Source organism: Paraliomyxa miuraensis, assembly GCF_026337845.1.
Lineage (GTDB): Bacteria > Myxococcota_A > Polyangia > Nannocystales > Nannocystaceae > Paraliomyxa > Paraliomyxa miuraensis.
In genome coordinates this window covers 75,508-91,172 of record NZ_JAOVZF010000138.1, presented here as the reverse complement: position 1 = coordinate 91,172, position 15,665 = coordinate 75,508, and the positions used below count along the sequence as shown (strand labels likewise).

At 70.3% G+C, this 15,665-nt stretch carries 13 protein-coding genes; 5 read left to right on the top strand and 8 right to left on the bottom strand.

The window, feature by feature from the left end; all coding sequences use genetic code 11:
* The first annotated feature begins 97 nt into the window (after positions 1-97).
* Positions 98-1,306 carry a hypothetical protein gene (locus OEB96_RS07295; protein ID WP_266214736.1) on the top strand — a complete coding sequence of 403 codons (1,209 nt, stop codon included), beginning with the start codon at positions 98-100 and terminating at the stop codon, positions 1,304-1,306.
* Between the two features lie 71 nt (positions 1,307-1,377).
* Here the strand turns inward: OEB96_RS07295 and OEB96_RS07290 are convergent, their stop codons facing one another.
* Positions 1,378-4,332: an iron-containing alcohol dehydrogenase gene (locus OEB96_RS07290; protein ID WP_266214735.1), complete on the bottom strand. Its 2,955-nt coding sequence runs from the start codon at positions 4,330-4,332 to the stop codon at positions 1,378-1,380.
* 171 nt (positions 4,333-4,503) lie between these two features.
* Between OEB96_RS07290 and OEB96_RS07285 the strand changes: the two genes are divergently transcribed.
* From OEB96_RS07285 to OEB96_RS07270, 4 genes are all read left to right on the top strand, one after another.
* Positions 4,504-5,265, top strand: a complete 762-nt coding sequence (locus OEB96_RS07285) for an START domain-containing protein (protein WP_266214734.1) — start codon at positions 4,504-4,506, stop codon at positions 5,263-5,265.
* A gap of 145 nt (positions 5,266-5,410) precedes the next feature.
* Positions 5,411-5,731, top strand: a complete 321-nt coding sequence (gene sugE / locus OEB96_RS07280) for a quaternary ammonium compound efflux SMR transporter SugE (RefSeq protein ID WP_266214733.1) — start codon at positions 5,411-5,413, stop codon at positions 5,729-5,731.
* Positions 5,732-5,910: 179 nt separating this feature from the next.
* Positions 5,911-6,552, top strand: coding sequence for a DUF47 domain-containing protein (locus OEB96_RS07275; protein WP_266214732.1), 642 nt, complete (start codon positions 5,911-5,913; stop codon positions 6,550-6,552).
* A complete protein-coding gene (locus OEB96_RS07270) occupies positions 6,545-7,567 on the top strand; it encodes an inorganic phosphate transporter (protein WP_266214731.1) in 1,023 nt (340 codons plus the stop codon). Before OEB96_RS07275 ends, OEB96_RS07270 begins: the two co-directional genes overlap by 8 nt.
* A 10-nt stretch (positions 7,568-7,577) precedes the next feature.
* Here the strand turns inward: OEB96_RS07270 and OEB96_RS07265 are convergent, their stop codons facing one another.
* The 7 genes from OEB96_RS07265 to OEB96_RS07235 all read right to left on the bottom strand — a co-directional run bounded on the left by OEB96_RS07265 (position 7,578) and on the right by OEB96_RS07235 (position 15,647).
* On the bottom strand, positions 7,578-8,669 hold the full coding sequence (locus OEB96_RS07265) for a hypothetical protein (protein WP_266214730.1): 1,092 nt from the start codon (positions 8,667-8,669) through the stop codon (positions 7,578-7,580).
* Positions 8,670-8,684: 15 nt separating this feature from the next.
* Positions 8,685-9,719, bottom strand: a complete 1,035-nt coding sequence (locus tag OEB96_RS07260) for a serine/threonine-protein kinase (RefSeq protein ID WP_266214729.1) — start codon at positions 9,717-9,719, stop codon at positions 8,685-8,687.
* Positions 9,720-9,834: 115 nt separating this feature from the next.
* A complete protein-coding gene (gene dnaB / locus OEB96_RS07255) occupies positions 9,835-11,247 on the bottom strand; it encodes a replicative DNA helicase (protein ID WP_266214728.1) in 1,413 nt (470 codons plus the stop codon).
* A gap of 156 nt (positions 11,248-11,403) precedes the next feature.
* Positions 11,404-11,712: a type II toxin-antitoxin system RelE/ParE family toxin gene (locus OEB96_RS07250; RefSeq protein WP_266214727.1), complete on the bottom strand. Its 309-nt coding sequence runs from the start codon at positions 11,710-11,712 to the stop codon at positions 11,404-11,406.
* 334 nt (positions 11,713-12,046) lie between these two features.
* Positions 12,047-13,267, bottom strand: coding sequence for a TolB-like translocation protein (locus OEB96_RS07245; RefSeq protein ID WP_266214726.1), 1,221 nt, complete (start codon positions 13,265-13,267; stop codon positions 12,047-12,049).
* A 92-nt stretch (positions 13,268-13,359) separates the two neighbouring features.
* Positions 13,360-14,883, bottom strand: coding sequence for an ABC transporter permease/substrate-binding protein (locus OEB96_RS07240; protein WP_266214725.1), 1,524 nt, complete (start codon positions 14,881-14,883; stop codon positions 13,360-13,362).
* A complete protein-coding gene (locus OEB96_RS07235) occupies positions 14,880-15,647 on the bottom strand; it encodes an ATP-binding cassette domain-containing protein (RefSeq protein ID WP_266214724.1) in 768 nt (255 codons plus the stop codon). Before OEB96_RS07235 ends, OEB96_RS07240 begins: the two co-directional genes overlap by 4 nt.
* Between the last annotated feature and the right edge of the window lie 18 nt (positions 15,648-15,665).

Sequence of the window (15,665 nt, the reverse complement as noted above, 5' to 3'; positions counted from 1 at the left end):
CCCGCTCGGCGGGGCCATCGATCCGTCCCGCGAGGTTTGCGGGGCCCGGGCCCGCAGGGGTATGCTGCGGGCCATTAGGAGCATGGAGCCCCTCCCGATGAAGCGCCGCCTCGCCACCAAGCCCGTCGTTCCCAGCCTTGCTCTGGCCGCCATCGCCATCGGCGTCACGGGCTGCCCCGACGGGCCCCCCGGCATCGCCGACCGCAGCCCCTTCCGCGATGGCTGGGTGGTCGAGGTCGATGCCGACTTCGTGCACACCGACGCCGAGGGCACGCGGGCGATCTTCGACATGACGGTGGGCGGACGCGAGGATGGCGACAACTTCGCCAACCGCGGTGACATCATCGTCACCTTCGACGGGCCCCCCAATCGCATCCTGGTGGAGATGCGGCGCTTCACGTTCTCCACCAACCAGGAGGCGGCCGACCTCGACTTCGACGACCTGTCGCTGTGGGCGTTCGCCTCGTCCACCGGCCGGCCCCAGGATCAAGATCCGGCCGACGACTGCTCGGGCAGCTGGCAGAACGCCTGCCAGGTCCGCGTGTACTTCGATGGCCTCAGCCAGCTCGAGCGCTCCGGCGCCGACCTGCGGGTGACCCTGCCCCCCGACTATCGGCAGAAGATCAACATCGTCACCCAGGACAACATCGAGGAAGAGGACTACCTGAACCGCGGCAACGTGTGCGTGAGCAACCTGTTCGCCAGCGCCAACATCGAGACCGAGAGCGGCAAGGTGTGGGCCCAGCTCGCGCGTGACGTGAACCCGGCGCCCAAGTGCTCGCTGGAGCAGATCGACAAGTGCGAGAACTGGACGGTCGATGACGGCATGGGCAACGACGTTCCCGCGGCGTGGGCGCCCGAGTGCGACTGCATCGCGGTGGGCGGCGGCGAGTTCGGCCGCCTCGCGATCGACAGCCGCGACGAGACCGCAGCGGACATCGTGGTCGACGTTCCCGATGGCCTGTGGGCCTCGATCAAGGCCGAGAACCAGGGCGACGGTCAGGAGGAGGCCGGAGATCACTGCGAGGCCAAGGTCGAGGTCGCCAACTTCGAGCGCGCCGAGACCGGCAACGACTTCTCCTGGCAGGCGTTCGGCAACGCCAACTACCCGGGCATGCCCGCCATCGGCGGTGCCGGGTTCTCCATCAATGCGATCTCCAGCTCGTGCGAGCCGGTGGCCTACACCGAGAGGCCGGAAGACTTCGTGGGCACGGGCAAGGGCGAGGACCAGGACTCCGAGGAGCGCGGCAACGTGACCGTGTGCACCAACTGCATCACGCAGAGCTGCTCTGAACTCATCCCGTAGGGGAGCTCATCCCGTGCTCGCCGAGGCGGGCCCGCGACAGTGGGTCCGCCTTGGTCGTTTCGAAGGGAAGGTCATCCCTCGGGTGGCCGGTAGTAGCCGCGATATCGTCCCCATACGTCGGGCCAGTCGTGCACGCGCTGTGCACAGGTCTGGGCCCAGGGGCTGAGCGACAGCGGGAGCGCGCTCTCGAATTGGAACCACAGCGAGTGACCGGTCGTGCGCGTGGCTCGATCGGCTTGCTCGTCGGTCTGGTCGATCGCCCGCTCCACCGCGCGGTCGAGCACGCCGTGGGCGGTCATCGAGGGCGTGAGGAACGACTGCCCCGGCTCGAACGGGCTCCCCGGACCCACCGCCTCGCGCACGATGCCGTTGAATTCGGTGATCGCATTGCGATGGAAGAACGGCGGGCGAAAGGTGTGCTCGGTGACGTCCCAGCGGGCCGGGAACACCACCAGGTCGAGCGCATCGGCCCCGGATTCGTCGAGCGGCGAGGTCAGCACCAGGTAGGCCGACGGATCGATGTGATCGAAGGCGGTGTTGGAGACGGGCGAGAACAGCGACAGATCGTAGGCGTAGGGGGTGTAGTTGCCGTGCCAGGCGACCACGTCGAACGGGCTGCGCGACCGGGTGGTCTCGTGCAGCGCTCCGCCGAGCTTGGCGGTGAGCCGAAAGCCCGGGTCGGGCCGATCCTCGAACCAGGCGCTCGGCGCCCGAAAGTGGCGCTCGTCGGCGAGACCGTTGGCGCCCACCACTCCCCGCTCGGGCAGCTCGAAGTGACGACCGAACACCTCGCCGACCCAGCCACGAGCGCGCTCGTCGTGCAGCAGCACCGAGAACACGATGCCGCGGGGGATGACCGCGATGTGTCCCGGGAGCACGTCGAGCACGCCGAGCTCGGTGCGCAGGGTGAGACCGCCTTGCTGGGGCACCACGAGCAGGTCGCCGTCGCCGTCGTAGAAGGCGCGGTGCTCCATGCTGCGGTTGGCCACGTAGAGGTGGATCGCACAGCCGCGGCGCAGCGCGGCTCGACCCTGGCCGCCATAGGTGTGCATGCCGTCGATGAAATCGGTGGGTACCTCGGGGAACGGCAGCGGCCCGTGCCCCACCAGGTTGGCCTCGGGAGGGTGGTCGGCGAAGGCCTCGTCGAAGGTGGGATGGGGCAGCGGCGAGAACGCCCGGTGTCCGGCCGAGGGGCGCAGGCGATAGACCCAGGTGCGCTGGTTGTGGCGGCGCGGCGTCACGAAGCCGGTGCCGGAGATCTGCTCGGGGTAGAGGCCATGGGGGGCGCGGCGTGGGCTGTTCTGGGTGCGCGGCAGCGCTCCGGGGAGCGCCTCGCTGGCATGGGCGTTGTGCAAGCCATGGCTGCCCTCGTGGGCCGAGCGCCCAAGCAGCAGCTCGCGAGCGCGAATGCGGGCGCGTCCGCCGATCTCGTGAACGTTGCCGGGAGTGAGCAGCAGCTCCGCTCGGGCGCCGGCCTCGGTGAGCGCGGCGGCGGTGGCCTCGACCTCGGCGATGGTCGCCCAGCGGTCGCTGCGGGCGATCGCCAGCAGCACGGGCACGTCGCGCAGCGAAGGAGCAATGGGCGGCGCGGCATCGGGGCCAATGCGGGTGCCAGCGAGGACGAGCACGGAGGCGAACCGTGCCTGGCCTGGGGTGGTGCCCTGGGCGGTGAGCTCGAGCGCCACACAGGCGCCCTGCGAAAAGCCCATCAGGTGGACGCGAGCCCGAGGGGCATGCTGCTCGATGAAGGCCAGGGCGGCGCGCAGGCGCTGCAGCGCGTGCTCGAGCGATGCCGGCTCGTCGGTGCGTACGGTGCGAAACAAGGCCTCGTACCAGGCACGACCGTCCGATTGCGGTGCGACGACGGCGAAGCCCGGTGCGTCGCCCAGCAGCTCGCGCGCACGCTGAACGATCGCGTCGGCCGTGGAGCCGCGGCCGTGCACCGCCAGCACCACGTCGGTCGCGGTCTCTGGCCGGCCGAACACCGACAGTGGCGGTCCGTGATCCCACGCCTGCCAGCGCACGTGCACCGAGGGGCGCCGGCCGATCAGCGCGGGCTCGACCCATGCAGTCGAAGCGACGTCGTCGAGCTGCTCGAGCGCGGCGCGGGCTCGATCGGGGGGCACGCCCAGCGCCGCGATCGAGGTGGGAGCGCCCACGGCCACGAGCGCATCGAACAGCGAGGCCAGAGGATCGGCCTCGGGCATGGCGTCGAGCACCGCGCGGCGCAGCTGCGGCGGCAGGCCGGCGAGCGTGGCCGGCAGCAGCACGCCGTGGAGCGCGGCATGGGGCAGCCCGAAGCGGCCCCCGAGAGCGTGGGCCACGCGATGGTGCGAGCCCATCGCGTGCTCGTCGAGGATCGATGCCGCCTCCGCGATGCCTCGGGCGGCCTCGAGCCGGGCGGTGCGGTGCTGCGGGTGATCGGCCAGCTTCAGCGTGGCGCGAAACAGACGGGTGATCACCCGCAGGGCTCGGCGTTGCTCGGCCTCGTCGAGCGTACCGGTCGACAGCGCGCTCACCGGGTGCGCCATGGCGTTCAGCAGGCTCTGCACGGTGAGGTCGGCGGGCATCGTGTCGAGCACTCGGGGCACGTAGGCCACCACGTCGGGACGCACGCGATCGTCGCGGCCGGTCTGCTTGTGACCGTCGTCGGTGATGCCATGGATGCGGGTCATCTCCGAGCCCGCGTAGGTGGTGGGGATCGCGACGAACGGCACGGGGGCCTGCAGGCGCAGCGCCTTGCCCAGGCCCGTGGCCGAGCCTCCGCCGACGGTGATGATCGCGTCGGCTCGGTGCTCGGTGAACGCCGCCATCGCGGCCAGCACGGTCGTCCGCGGCACGTGGACCTCGGCCTTCGCGAAGCGGCGCACGGTGAGGCCGGAGAGGCAAGCCTCCACCTCGTCGACGTAGCGCTGGGACGGGCTGCTGATCACCAGCGGTCGCTCGGCTCCCTGGTCGCGCAGCCAGGCGATGGCATCGGCGAGGGCGTCGGCGCCGAAGAACGTGGTGGGGCCTTCACTGGTCATGGTCCGCCTCCGAGGCCTCGAAGGTAGGCCCGCGGCGTGGGGATGGGAAGCGGGAGCCTCGGGTTCGGGCATGGACACCGCGGTGCCGCGAGCGCAACGGTCGGATCGGCGGGCGGTGGTGGCCCGAGCACACGACGGCTAGACTCGCGGCTCGCATCCTCGCTCATGGTCATGAAATTCGTGCGACTGCCCGTGGTGATGGGGATCGTCTCGGTGCTCGCGGGCTGCCGCCCCAGTGCCTCGACGACGCCGGACGCCGCCGCTTCCCCGGTCGATGCTTCCGAGTCCCCATCCTCGACCGATTCGCCGCAGGCGTCGTCCGAGACCGGCTGGTCCCCCGTGACCGACGAGGAGGGCGTCGTGGTCACTTCACGACCCAGCGAGCGTAGCCCGCTGCCGATCTTTCGCGGAGTCGGGCAAGTGGACGCCCCGCTCGTCGAGGTGCTCGCGGTGGTCACCGACGCCGAGCGCCACCGCGAGTGGGTGTTCTCGTGCTCGGACTCGAGCCTGGTGGAGCAGACGTCGGAGTCGACGGGCATCGTCTACAACCGCACCGATACGCCGTGGCCCGTGCCCGATCGCGACGTGGTGCTCGACAGCCGCATCGAGCTGGTCGATGGCGAGCGCGAGGTCATCGTGCGCTTCTCCGCCACGGCCCACCCCGCCCGTCCTCCCACCGACGGCGTCGTCCGCATGACCTACCTCGAGGGCCACTATCACCTGTGGGCCGAGGACGCCGCGCACACTCGGGTGGAGTACCAGGTCGACAGCGATCCCGGCGGCAGCCTGCCCACGTGGTTGGCCACCCGGGGCACCCGCGACATGCCGGTGGAGACGCTTCGCGCGCTGCGAGCCCAGGTGGCCCGCACGCGCGGGCTCTACGACGAGCGCATCGCCGAATTCCGCCGCACGCTGCTGGCGCCCGCGTCGTAGCATCACCCCGCCTCGATGGGCACGTTGCCGCTCGAAGAGCATTTGACTCCGGCGGACCTCGAGCTCAGGATTCGAACTGCTCATTTCGAGCCCTGACGAGGACGACCCGTACCAGGCAAGCACGACGGGCCGTGGAGGTGTTTCCATGGCATGGTTCGTTCTGTTCGTCGCCGGGGTGCTCGAAGTCGTGTGGTCGCTCGGGCTCAAGTACACCGAGGGCTTCGAGCGCCCCGTCCCGAGCGTCATCACCGGGGTGGCGATCGTCGCGAGCATGGGCTTGCTCGCACACGCCACACGAACGCTTCCGATCGGAACGGCCTATGCGGTGTGGGTCGCGATCGGCGTGGTTGGCGCAACGATCGGCGGGACCGTTCTCTTCGGAGAGGCAATGCCTCCCCGGAGACTCGCGTTCCTCGTGCTGCTGATCGTGTCGATCGTGGGCCTGAAGCTCACCGCTGCCCCGTAGCATGGGCGCGCCACGCTTCGTTCACGCCAGTGGCTCGAGCGGGAGCCGCCAACGTGCTCGAGGCGCGGCGCCTCGGAGCCAGCCGCCACGGCTGCATGACGAGCCCAACGCCAAGCCGAAGCCAATCGGCGAGCAACAGGTGATTGCGCCCATCGTTTCGTGATAGTGGGCCGCTCGTCATGGGCCTGCAGGACTTCATCCATCGGCTGCTCCCTCGCGACGATCGGTTCTTCGACCTGCTCGAGCGCCAGGCGGGGGTGGCTCACGACGCGGCGGTAGCCCTGGCTTCGTTCGCGGACCCCGAGCGCGACGTGGGATCGGTGAGCGAGGAGGTGCAGGAGTTCGAGCATCAGGGCGATGCACTGGTGCACGAGCTCGAGGAGTCGCTGGCGCGCACGTTCGTGACACCACTCGACCGCGAGGACATCCACCTGCTGTCGTCGGCGCTCGACGAGGTGCTCGACCTGACCAACTATGCGGCGCGGGCGTGCGCGATGCTGGGGGTGGAGCGGCCGACGACGCCGATGGTGGAGCTGATGCGGCTGCTGGTCGCAATCACCGACACGCTGAAGGAGGCGGTGCCGCTCTTGCGGCGACGCTCGTTCGTCGAGCTGCGGGCGGCCACGCGCAAGATCCGGCAGCTCGAGAAGGACGGCGATCGGATCCATCGCGAGGCGGTCACGGCGTTGTTCCACTCGGAGGGGCTGCCTGCCCAGGTGCTGCTGCGGGAGCGCGAGGTGCTCGAGGACCTCGAGGCCGCGGTCGATCGCTGCGAGAAGGTGGCCGACCAGCTGGCGAACCTGGCGGTGAAGCATGGTTAGCCTGCTCATCGCCGTGATCGTCACGGCGCTGGTGTTCGACTTCATCAACGGGTTCCACGACGCGGCCAACGCGATCGCGACGGTGGTGTCGACGGGGGTGATGCCCGTGCGCGCGGCGGTGGTGCTGGCGGGGTTGCTCAACTTCGCGGGCGGGATCGCGGGTACGGCCGTGGCCAAGACGATCGCGTCGGGGTTCGCCGATGCAGGCGACGTGACGCAGCCGGTGGTGCTGGCGGCCCTGCTCGGGGCGATCGTGTGGAACCTGCTGACGTGGTGGTGGGGCCTGCCGTCGAGCTCGTCACATGCGCTCATCGGGGGGCTTTGTGGAGCGGTGGTGGCCCACGCGGGGGTGTCGGCGTTCAAGTGGGAGGCGCTGGTGAGCAAGGTGCTGGTGCCGATCGTGGCGTCGCCGGCCATCGGGTTCGTGCTGGCGTTCACGCTGATGCTGGGGCTGGTGTGGATCGTTCGGGCGTGGCGGGCAGCCGTGGTCGACAAGGCCTCGCGGCGGCTGCAGCTGCTGTCGGCGGCGAGCATGGCGTTCTCGCACGGCAGCAACGATGCGCAGAAGGTGATGGGCATCATCACGCTGGCGATCGTCGCGCATGCGGCGGCGGGGCACGACATGCCGGCGTGGATGCTGCCGTCGACGCCGGACGGGGTGCCCACGTGGGTGGTGCTGGCCTGCGCCACCACGATCGGGCTCGGGACCATGGCGGGTGGTCAGCGCATCATCAAGACGATGGGCAGCAAGATCATCCGGATCTCGCCGCTGCAGGGCTTTGCGGCGGAGACCAGCGGGGCGCTGACGATCCTGGCGGCGAGCCACGTGGGCATCCCCGTGTCGACCACCCACGTGATCAACTCGAGCATCATGGGCGTCGGCGCGGTCAAGCGGCTGTCGGCGGTGCGCTGGGGCGTGGCGGGCAACATCGTGACGGCGTGGGTGCTCACGCTGCCGCTCAGCGCCGGGATGGCCGCGTTGATGATGGTGCTGTTCGACGCGGTGGGGATGTGAGAGTCGGGTGCTACACCGGTCGCGGCTCGGGCATCCCGGGTGGAAGGCGCTCGACCAGCAATGCTCCCCGCACGTGTCGCACCGGCCCCGGGATCCGCCCTGGCCGCCCGCCGATCTGCACCACCGCCGCTCCGGTCGGGTTCGACGGGAGCGCGTGCAGACCCGAGTGCGTGGTCGAGGTCTTGCCCGTGCTCGTGCCCTGAGCCTGACGCGCGACCTCTTGCAGCCGCAGCACGCCGTCGCACGCGACCACCACCACCATCGGTCCCACCAGCGGTAGCTCGGGCACGGGCCATCGTGTGCAGAACAGCGCGGGGGCGAGGTAGCTGGCCGGGTCGCCGGTTCGCTCGAGCACGCCGCCGGGACACCACGTGCGCACGTCCGCGTGCGCCTGCCACTGCGCATGCGCGGCTCGGTAGGGCTCGAGCAGCGAGGCGGGTACGGGCCCCATGAACGACTCGGGATCATCGGCCGGCCCGACTCGAATGCCCACCCACAGCCGCCGCATGTGCCGCTCGAGCAGGTCGAGGTCGCCAACGACGAACGCTCGCTTGACCCCACGCGGATCGACCCCGCTTCGCCGCAGGCCGGTGCGCGCCAGCACGTAGGCCGCCAGCTCGCGATCGGCATCGCCATCGATCACGGCCACGCGCTCCTTGGGCGCGTCCACGCCGCCCGGTGCGTAGCCGGTCGGCAGCCCGCTCGACGTCCCGTCGTGGATCTCGAGTGCACCCGGGGGCAAGCGATAGGCCAGGCCTCGCAGCAGCTCTGCCACGGCGGTGCAGGCGTTGGGCTCCAGCTCCAGTCGCACCCTCCGGCCGCGGCGCAGCCATGCCCACGTCACGTCGATGGCCTCGAGCGGCTGGAGCCGACGCTCGATCACCCGCACGGGCGGACCCTCGCGCACCGAGGGGCGCTGGCCATGGAGCTCGGCGATGCGCGCCTGGACCTGGCCCAAGAGCTGCTCGCGATCCCACGCGACCAGCTGGAGCTGCTGTCCCAGCGCATCCACCATCACATCGGCCTCGAGCCGTAGCCGCTCGCCCAGCTCTGGTCCTCGCGCTCGCGCGGCGGCGGCGATCTGATCGGCGGTCGTCTCCACCAAGGACCGCCCGGGCTAGCCCACCATCAAGACCACGCCCACCGTCACGCCGATGCCGATGACGATGCCGGCGACCACCGCGATGGCCACCGCCCGGCTGCTGCGGCCCGGGTTGAGCGCGATGTCGTCCTCGGCCGCCGGAGTATCGATGTTGGTGGAGGCGGATGACGACTGGAGCGGCTCGATGTCCTGGTGGCGCGGCGGCACCCGGCCTCCCAGGCGCTGCGAGATTCCACCGAGCTTCTCGACCAGCTCGCTGAAGGTGGGGCGCACGTCGGGGCGCCGGCTCATCATCCGCCGGCACAGATCCGACAGCTCCTCGTCGAAGCCCTGGATCTCCATCTTGAGCTGCGGGCGCTCGGCCTTGAGGTGACGACGCACCACGGCGGTGTAGTGGTCGTCTTGGCCGCCCTTGCGGAACGGCGGGTGGCCGCTGCACATGTGGAACAACGAGCAGCCCAGCGCGTAGACGTCGGCGCGGGCGTCGACCTCCTCGCCCATCGCCTGCTCGGGCGCGAGGTAGTCGGGCGTGCCCACGAACACACCGGTGGCGGTGATCGAGAGGTCCTCTTGCAGCGCCTTGGCCAGGCCGAAGTCGGTGACCTTCACCGCGCCCTGCGTGGTCACCACCAGGTTCGAGGGCTTGACGTCATGGTGGACCACGCCGGCCTGCTGCGCCTGGCCCAGGCCGATGGCCGCCTGACGGATCACCTCGGCGGCATCGCCGGGGTTGATCGGTCCCCGCTTCTTGATCGCCTGGCCAAGATCCTCACCGTCGAGGAACTCCATCGCGAGGAACGGCCGGTCCTGATAGTCGCCGATCTGATAGATCTGGACGATGTTGGGGTGGTTCATCGCCGCGAGGGCTCGACCCTCGCGGAGGAACCGCTCCTTGAACTCGCGCGACTCTCGATGTCGCGCCCCGAGGATCTTGAGGGCCACGCGGCGGCCGAGACCGGGGTCGCGGCCCTCATACACCTCGCCCATGGCCCCTTTGCCGAGGAGCCCGACGACCTCGTAATTGCCGATGACGTCCGGCACCTCGGGCATGGGCCCGCACGTTAACACGGACGCGGCCTGCGCGGCTACGGGACCGCGTGCCCAAGGCCGAATGGCCGGGTTGGCCGGCCAACCTGCTGATAATGTGAGGGAAATCAGCCCCGCACTAGTCCTGGATGGCCGGGTTCTCGAACCGCGTGTGCTCGCCCCGGAAGACGAGGTGGACGGTACCAGTGGGACCATTACGCTGCTTGCCGATGATCACCTCGGCGTCGCGTTCCACCTTGGCCCGCTCCTGCTCGTCGGTGATGTAGCGGGCCTCGCGGTAGATGAACATGATCACGTCCGCGTCCTGCTCGATGGCGCCGGACTCGCGGAGATCGGAGAGCTGCGGGCGGTGATCGGAGCGGCTGTCGACCCCGCGGTTCAGCTGCGACAGCGCCAGCACCGGGAGCTCGAGCTCCTTGGCGATCGCCTTGAGACCGCGGGAGATCTCGCTGATCTCCTGCTCGCGGGAGTCGTAGCGGCCCTTGCCTCCGCGGCAGAGCTGCAGGTAGTCGACCACGATGAGGCCGAGCGCCTTGCGCTTGCCCGAGTCGTCCTTGGGCGGGAACAGCTGACGGTCCTGGCGGAAGCGGCGGGCGCGGGCGCGGATCTCGAGGATGGTGGGGGCGCCGCTGTCGTCGATGAAGAGCGGTGCCTTGTGCAGGCGATCGGCGGCCTGCACGAGATCGCGGAACTCGTTCTCGACCATGCGGCCGGCACGAAGGCGGCTCGCGTCCACGCGAGCTTCGCTGCACAGGATGCGCTCGATGAGCTGGCCTGCGCTCATCTCGAGGCTGAACACCAGGGTGGGGTAGCGAGGCGGCCGCTCGTCTTCGGGCAGGTTCTGGTGCTTGGTCTGGGTGATGCACGCGTGCTGGGCCAGGTTGAGCGCCAGCGCCGTCTTGCCCATGGAGGGGCGCGCGGCCAAGATGATGAGATCGCCCGGCTGCATGCCGCCGGTCATCTCGTCGAGCTTGGTGAAGCTGGTGGGCACCCCGGTGATCGGGTTCTTGAGCTTGGCGCGCTCGGTGATGTTCTCGAAGACGCCGTGGATGATCTCCTTGGCGGAGCGGTAGCCGCCGATGCGGCCGGCCTGGTTGACCTCGAGCAGGCGTCGCTCGGCGTTGTCGATGAACTCGTTGACGTCCTCGACCCCCTCGCGCCCCTCGTCGGCGATGTCCGATGCCGTCTGCACCAGGCGGCGGATCGACGCCGTCTGCCGCACCAGCTCGGCGTGATGGGCCACGTGGTGGCTGCTCGCATAGCGGTCGGCCAGCTTGCCCAGGCCCTCGAGCCCGCCCACCAGCCCCAGCTCGTCGGTGGCGCGCAGCTGGTGCTCGAGCGTGACCGGATCGATCGGCTGCCCGCGATCGGCCAGCTTCACCATCGCCCGGAACACGGACTTGTACGCGGGGACGTAGAACGCCTCCTCGTCGATCAGCGTGATGACGTCGTTGAGCGCCTCGTTGCGCAGCAGCACGCCCGCGAGGACGGCGGCCTCGGCTTCCTTGTTGTGGGGGAGCGGGCGGGCCATGGGAGGGGGACGGGGATGATACGGGCGGGGGAGGGTGTGCGGGGGGCGCAAGCGTGGGGAGGTGGAGGCGAGGCGCGGTGGGGTCGAACTCGAACTACCGTCCGTCGCCACGTGGGTGCTCGCGTCAACGCCGAGTCGGCGTTTCGAAGGCGTTCGCTACAGACTCGGCCCTCGTCCGCGGCGGGTGCTCCAGATCACCAGCACGACCACGAGCCCGGGTTCTTCCGAATCGTACACGTAGTAGATGTGATGCTGGCACTTCCGCAATAACAGCCTCCGTACGCCAGGCACATGATCGTTCGGATACGGCGGCCCGATTTCTGGAAGGCGAGCGAGAAGCTGGAGACCGCTAGCCAACTCATCGTGGAGGAGCGAGGGCGCAGCACCACGGTTGGCTTCCCACCATTCCTGGGCGGCCTTCGCTTGCTCTACGGCCTGGAGCGAGACGCGGATCTCGACGTTCACGATCGAGTTGGGGAGGTGGCGTTCAGCAGAGCGCTTGCCGGAAGCACATGTCCAGCGCGAACGCCATCCCATGCCTCGCGAAGCGCATGGTGGAGCCGCTCGCGCTCCGCGGTGTCGAGCTCGTCGCCGTCATCCACTACGTGAAGCGCAACCACCGTGCCCTCGGGCAACTCGGTGGGTTCGTCGAGAACGAGGCGTCCAGCCCTGACTCGTGCCTTCATCTGAAATCCGAGAATAGCGCTCGGCCGGCCCCACATCAATGCCTCCTCGGGCCAGAGGATGGTCCGGCGCGCTGCTGCGGGTCGTGCGCTGTCGTGCCGAGGTGTGTCCTCCACTACTCCGCCTCCCCCGCCACCGCGAACCCTTCCACCGCCGTCGCCAGCGGCACCGCCGCTCCATCCATCCCCACGCGTGACAGCGAGTCACCATCGAGCACGAGCAAGGTGCTCGGTCCATCCCACGCATACCGGCACCGCCGCTCGCACGTGGCCAGCGTCCTGGTCGCCCCACCCGCGATCGGCACGACCTTCAGCGCTTCGTCATCGCCGTACGCCACGTGCGTGCCGTCGAGCGAGAACTTGGGCCACTGGTACTGCGCAAAGCCTCCACGCCCCGTGACCTCGATGCGGCCCTCGCCGCGCAGACCCTCGACCACCACCTGGCTGCCCTTCTCCGCCGATGGATCACCGCCGTCGGCGTGCAGCACGTAGGCGAGGCGATCGCCGTGGATCACGAGCTGCCCGTAGGCGAACGCATCGACGCTGCGCTGGAGGACCTCTTCGGCCTTGGTGGCGATCTCGAAGCGCAAGAGCTCCGTGCTGCGATCGGGCTTGCGACGCGTGAAGATCACGTCGCCGCTCGCGGTGAACGCCCGAAGCCCCGGCAGGCCCTCCACCGGCGAGATGCTCATGTCGGTCAGCGAGACGCGCTGGAAGCCCGGCGTGATCCCGGCGGGGAGCGGCGTGCCCTCCTCGGACTGCACCTCGCCCTGATGGAACAACAGCGCGCTGCCATCGGGGGTGAAGCCGGCGATCAGCACCTCGACGCGGTTCCCCTCGTGCTTGGTGAGCCGATGACGCTGCGTGCCATCGGTGCGATCGAGCGCGAGCCGACCGTCGTCGAGGTACGCGAGCCACTGGCCATCGGGAGCGAGCACGGGCGCCCCGGTGCCCAGATCCACCGCGCCGCCGCCGTCGATGGCCAGCACGCCCAGGTCGCGCGCCGCGGCTGGATCGGCCGCAGTGGGCTCGGGCAGCATCCAGACGGTGAGGCGATCCTCGGGGGCCTCGCGAAACAGCACTGCGGCGCGGTGGGAGACCGCAGCGGCGGGAGTCTCGGTGGGCGAAGGCGGCTCCGGATCGCGCTTCGTCGCCGGCTCGGGGCTCGCATCCGTGGGCACCTTGGCGTCAGGCGACGCGGACGGACCGTCGGGCCGCAGCGTCGATGGGGTGGCTGCGGCGGACGCAGGGCCCGGCTCGGCCGGCAGCGACGAGGGCTCGCCGTTGCACGCGAGCAGCAGCGAGCAGACCACGAGCGAGGGGAGGGCAGAGCGCATGGCCGCCATCATCGGCCGAATCGACGTGCTGGTGTGATCAACCCGTTTCGGCCCGCGGAACGACGACATGGGCATCCGTTCTCGCGAGGCGCTCACGGGGGGAGGGGACGGCCGAGGAACCACGCGGCGGCGGCGGCAGGGCTCTCCCCGGCCTCCGTGACGCGGCGATTCAATTCGCGCATCGTCGCGTCGTCGATGGTACCGGCGAGGCGGCGCATGGCCGCGATCACGTCCGGTCGCTCGCGTCGCAGACGCTCGCTGGCCAGGATGACGGCGTCGTAGGGAGGCATCACGGCACGGTCGTCTTCGAGGACGACCAGATCGAGCGCGGCGAGCCGCCCGTCGGTCGATAGGCCGGCCACGAGATCGACCTGTCCGGAGCGGACCGCTTCGTACATCAGCGAAGGGTCGAGCGTGCGCTGCTCGGCGAAGCGCAGGTCGTACGCGGTGACGAGCGCCGCCCACTCGGCCCTCTGAAAGATCTCGTAGTCCCCGCCCATCCGCAGCCGCGGCGCGTGCGGAGCCAGGTCGCCGAGCCGGCGCACGGACAGCCGCTCCGCCTGCGCACGAGGCATCGCCAGCACCCAGGTGTTCTCGAAGCCGAGGGCCGCGACGACGTGCACCCCGCGTTCCTCCGCCAGGGCGCGCCCGACCTCGTCGAGCAGCTCCGTGCGCCCCGGTCGCGGCTCGCCCCGGCCGAGCACGGTCGTCCAGAGGGTGCCGGAGTAGTCGACATAGGCGTCGATCTGCCCGTGCTCGAGCGCGTCGAACACGACCGTCGAGCCGAGTGAGTCTACCGTTCGCACCGCATCGCCCGTCTGCTCCGTGATCCGACCGGCGAGCACCTGGGCGAGGATCTGGCTCTCGGAGAACGTCTTGGCGCCGATCACGATCGGCGCCTCGTCGCGGGTCCCGAGGGTGCACACCGCCGGAGACGCACCGATCGCGCCGAGTCCCAGGAGCCCGGCGAGGCTCGCCGTCGTCACGCGTCGTCGCCGACGCTCCAGCCCGAGCGCCAGCGCGCGGAGTAGACCGTCGATCATCAGTGCCAGCACCGCGGACGCGGCGCAGCCGACCAGCACGGCCGCGTAGTTGCGCGTTTGTAGCCCGCCGAAGATGTAGCTGCCCAGGCTCGGCGCGCCCACCGGTGTCGCGAGCGTCGCGGTGCCGACGGTCCAGGTCGCCGAGATCCGGATCCCGGCGAGGATCACCGGCAGCGCCAGCGGCAGCTCGGCCTGCACCAGCGACTCGCGCGGCGTCATGCCGACCCCCAATGCAGCCTCCCGGACCGCCGGATCGACTCCGGCCAGCCCCGTGATCGTGTTGCGCAGCACCGGCAGCAGGCTGTAGAGGAACAGTCCGAGCAGCGCCGGTAGCACGCCGATGCTCGTCAAGCCGAGGGCTGCGAGCACGGGCACCATGAAGGCGAGCAGCGCCAGGCCGGGGATCGTCTGCAGCACGCTCGCCACGCCGACCAGCGGACCCGCGAGCCGAGGCTGGCGCGCGGCCATGACCCCGAGCGGCACGGCAACCGCCACCCCCAGCGTCAGCGCGGCGAGCGACAGCCCGAGGTGCGCCGCGGTCGTCTCCGGCAGGCGCGCGAGCAGCTCGGTCACGGCGCGCCTCGCTCGAGCCGCGACTCGATGAGCCTGGCCTGCCGACGCGGCGCCGCAAACAGCTCGCGCACGGTCGCGTCCACCGGTGCCTCGTAGAGCTGCCTGGCCGTGCCGACCTGCACCAGCCGACCATCGCTCATCACTGCGATCCGATCGCCCAGCCGCATCGCTTCGATCATGTCGTGCGTGACGAACACGACCGTCAGTCGTAGCTCCCGGCGGATCCGCTCGAAGGACCCCTGCAGGCGCTCGCGGGTCAGTGGATCGAGCGCGCCGAACGGCTCGTCCATCAGCAGCACCGGCGGGGCGGCCGCGAGGGCCCGGGCGACCGCGACGCGCTGAGCCTGCCCGCCCGAGAGCGAGTCGGGGCGGCGCTCGGCGACCGCGTCGGCATCGAGCTCGACCAGCTCGAGCAGCTCGCGCACCCGCACGCGCACGCGGTCGGCGTCCCAGCCGAGCAAGCGCGGCGTGACGCCGATGTTCTCGGCGACCGTCATGTGGGGGAACAGCCCCAGGCGCTGGAACACATAGCCGATCCTTCGGCGCAGCCGCGGCCCCGACTGGTGCGCGACGTCCTGTCCGTCGACCAGGACCCGCCCCGCGCTCGGCTCGACGAGCCGATTGATCATCTTGCACGTGGTCGTCTTCCCGGAGCCCGACCCGCCGATCAGCACCAGCGACTCGCCCTCGGCGACGTCCAGCGACACGCGATCGACGGCCAGGCGGTCGCCAAAGCGTCGAGTCACGTCGATCAGCCGGATCATGGAAGCGGCGCCGCGATG

What these genes read in the sequence shown, in the direction of transcription:
- OEB96_RS07295 (WP_266214736.1), top strand. Translation starts at nt 98, where the DNA reads ATGAAGCGCCGCCTCGCCACCAAGCCCGTCGTTCCCAGCCTTGCTCTG.
- OEB96_RS07290 (WP_266214735.1), bottom strand. Translation starts at nt 4,332, where the DNA reads ATGACCAGTGAAGGCCCCACCACGTTCTTCGGCGCCGACGCCCTCGCC.
- OEB96_RS07285 (WP_266214734.1), top strand. Translation starts at nt 4,504, where the DNA reads ATGAAATTCGTGCGACTGCCCGTGGTGATGGGGATCGTCTCGGTGCTC.
- sugE (WP_266214733.1), top strand. Translation starts at nt 5,411, where the DNA reads ATGGCATGGTTCGTTCTGTTCGTCGCCGGGGTGCTCGAAGTCGTGTGG.
- OEB96_RS07275 (WP_266214732.1), top strand. Translation starts at nt 5,911, where the DNA reads ATGGGCCTGCAGGACTTCATCCATCGGCTGCTCCCTCGCGACGATCGG.
- OEB96_RS07270 (WP_266214731.1), top strand. Translation starts at nt 6,545, where the DNA reads ATGGTTAGCCTGCTCATCGCCGTGATCGTCACGGCGCTGGTGTTCGAC.
- OEB96_RS07260 (WP_266214729.1), bottom strand. Translation starts at nt 9,719, where the DNA reads ATGCCCGAGGTGCCGGACGTCATCGGCAATTACGAGGTCGTCGGGCTC.
- dnaB (WP_266214728.1), bottom strand. Translation starts at nt 11,247, where the DNA reads ATGGCCCGCCCGCTCCCCCACAACAAGGAAGCCGAGGCCGCCGTCCTC.
- OEB96_RS07245 (WP_266214726.1), bottom strand. Translation starts at nt 13,267, where the DNA reads ATGCGCTCTGCCCTCCCCTCGCTCGTGGTCTGCTCGCTGCTGCTCGCG.
- OEB96_RS07235 (WP_266214724.1), bottom strand. Translation starts at nt 15,647, where the DNA reads ATGATCCGGCTGATCGACGTGACTCGACGCTTTGGCGACCGCCTGGCC.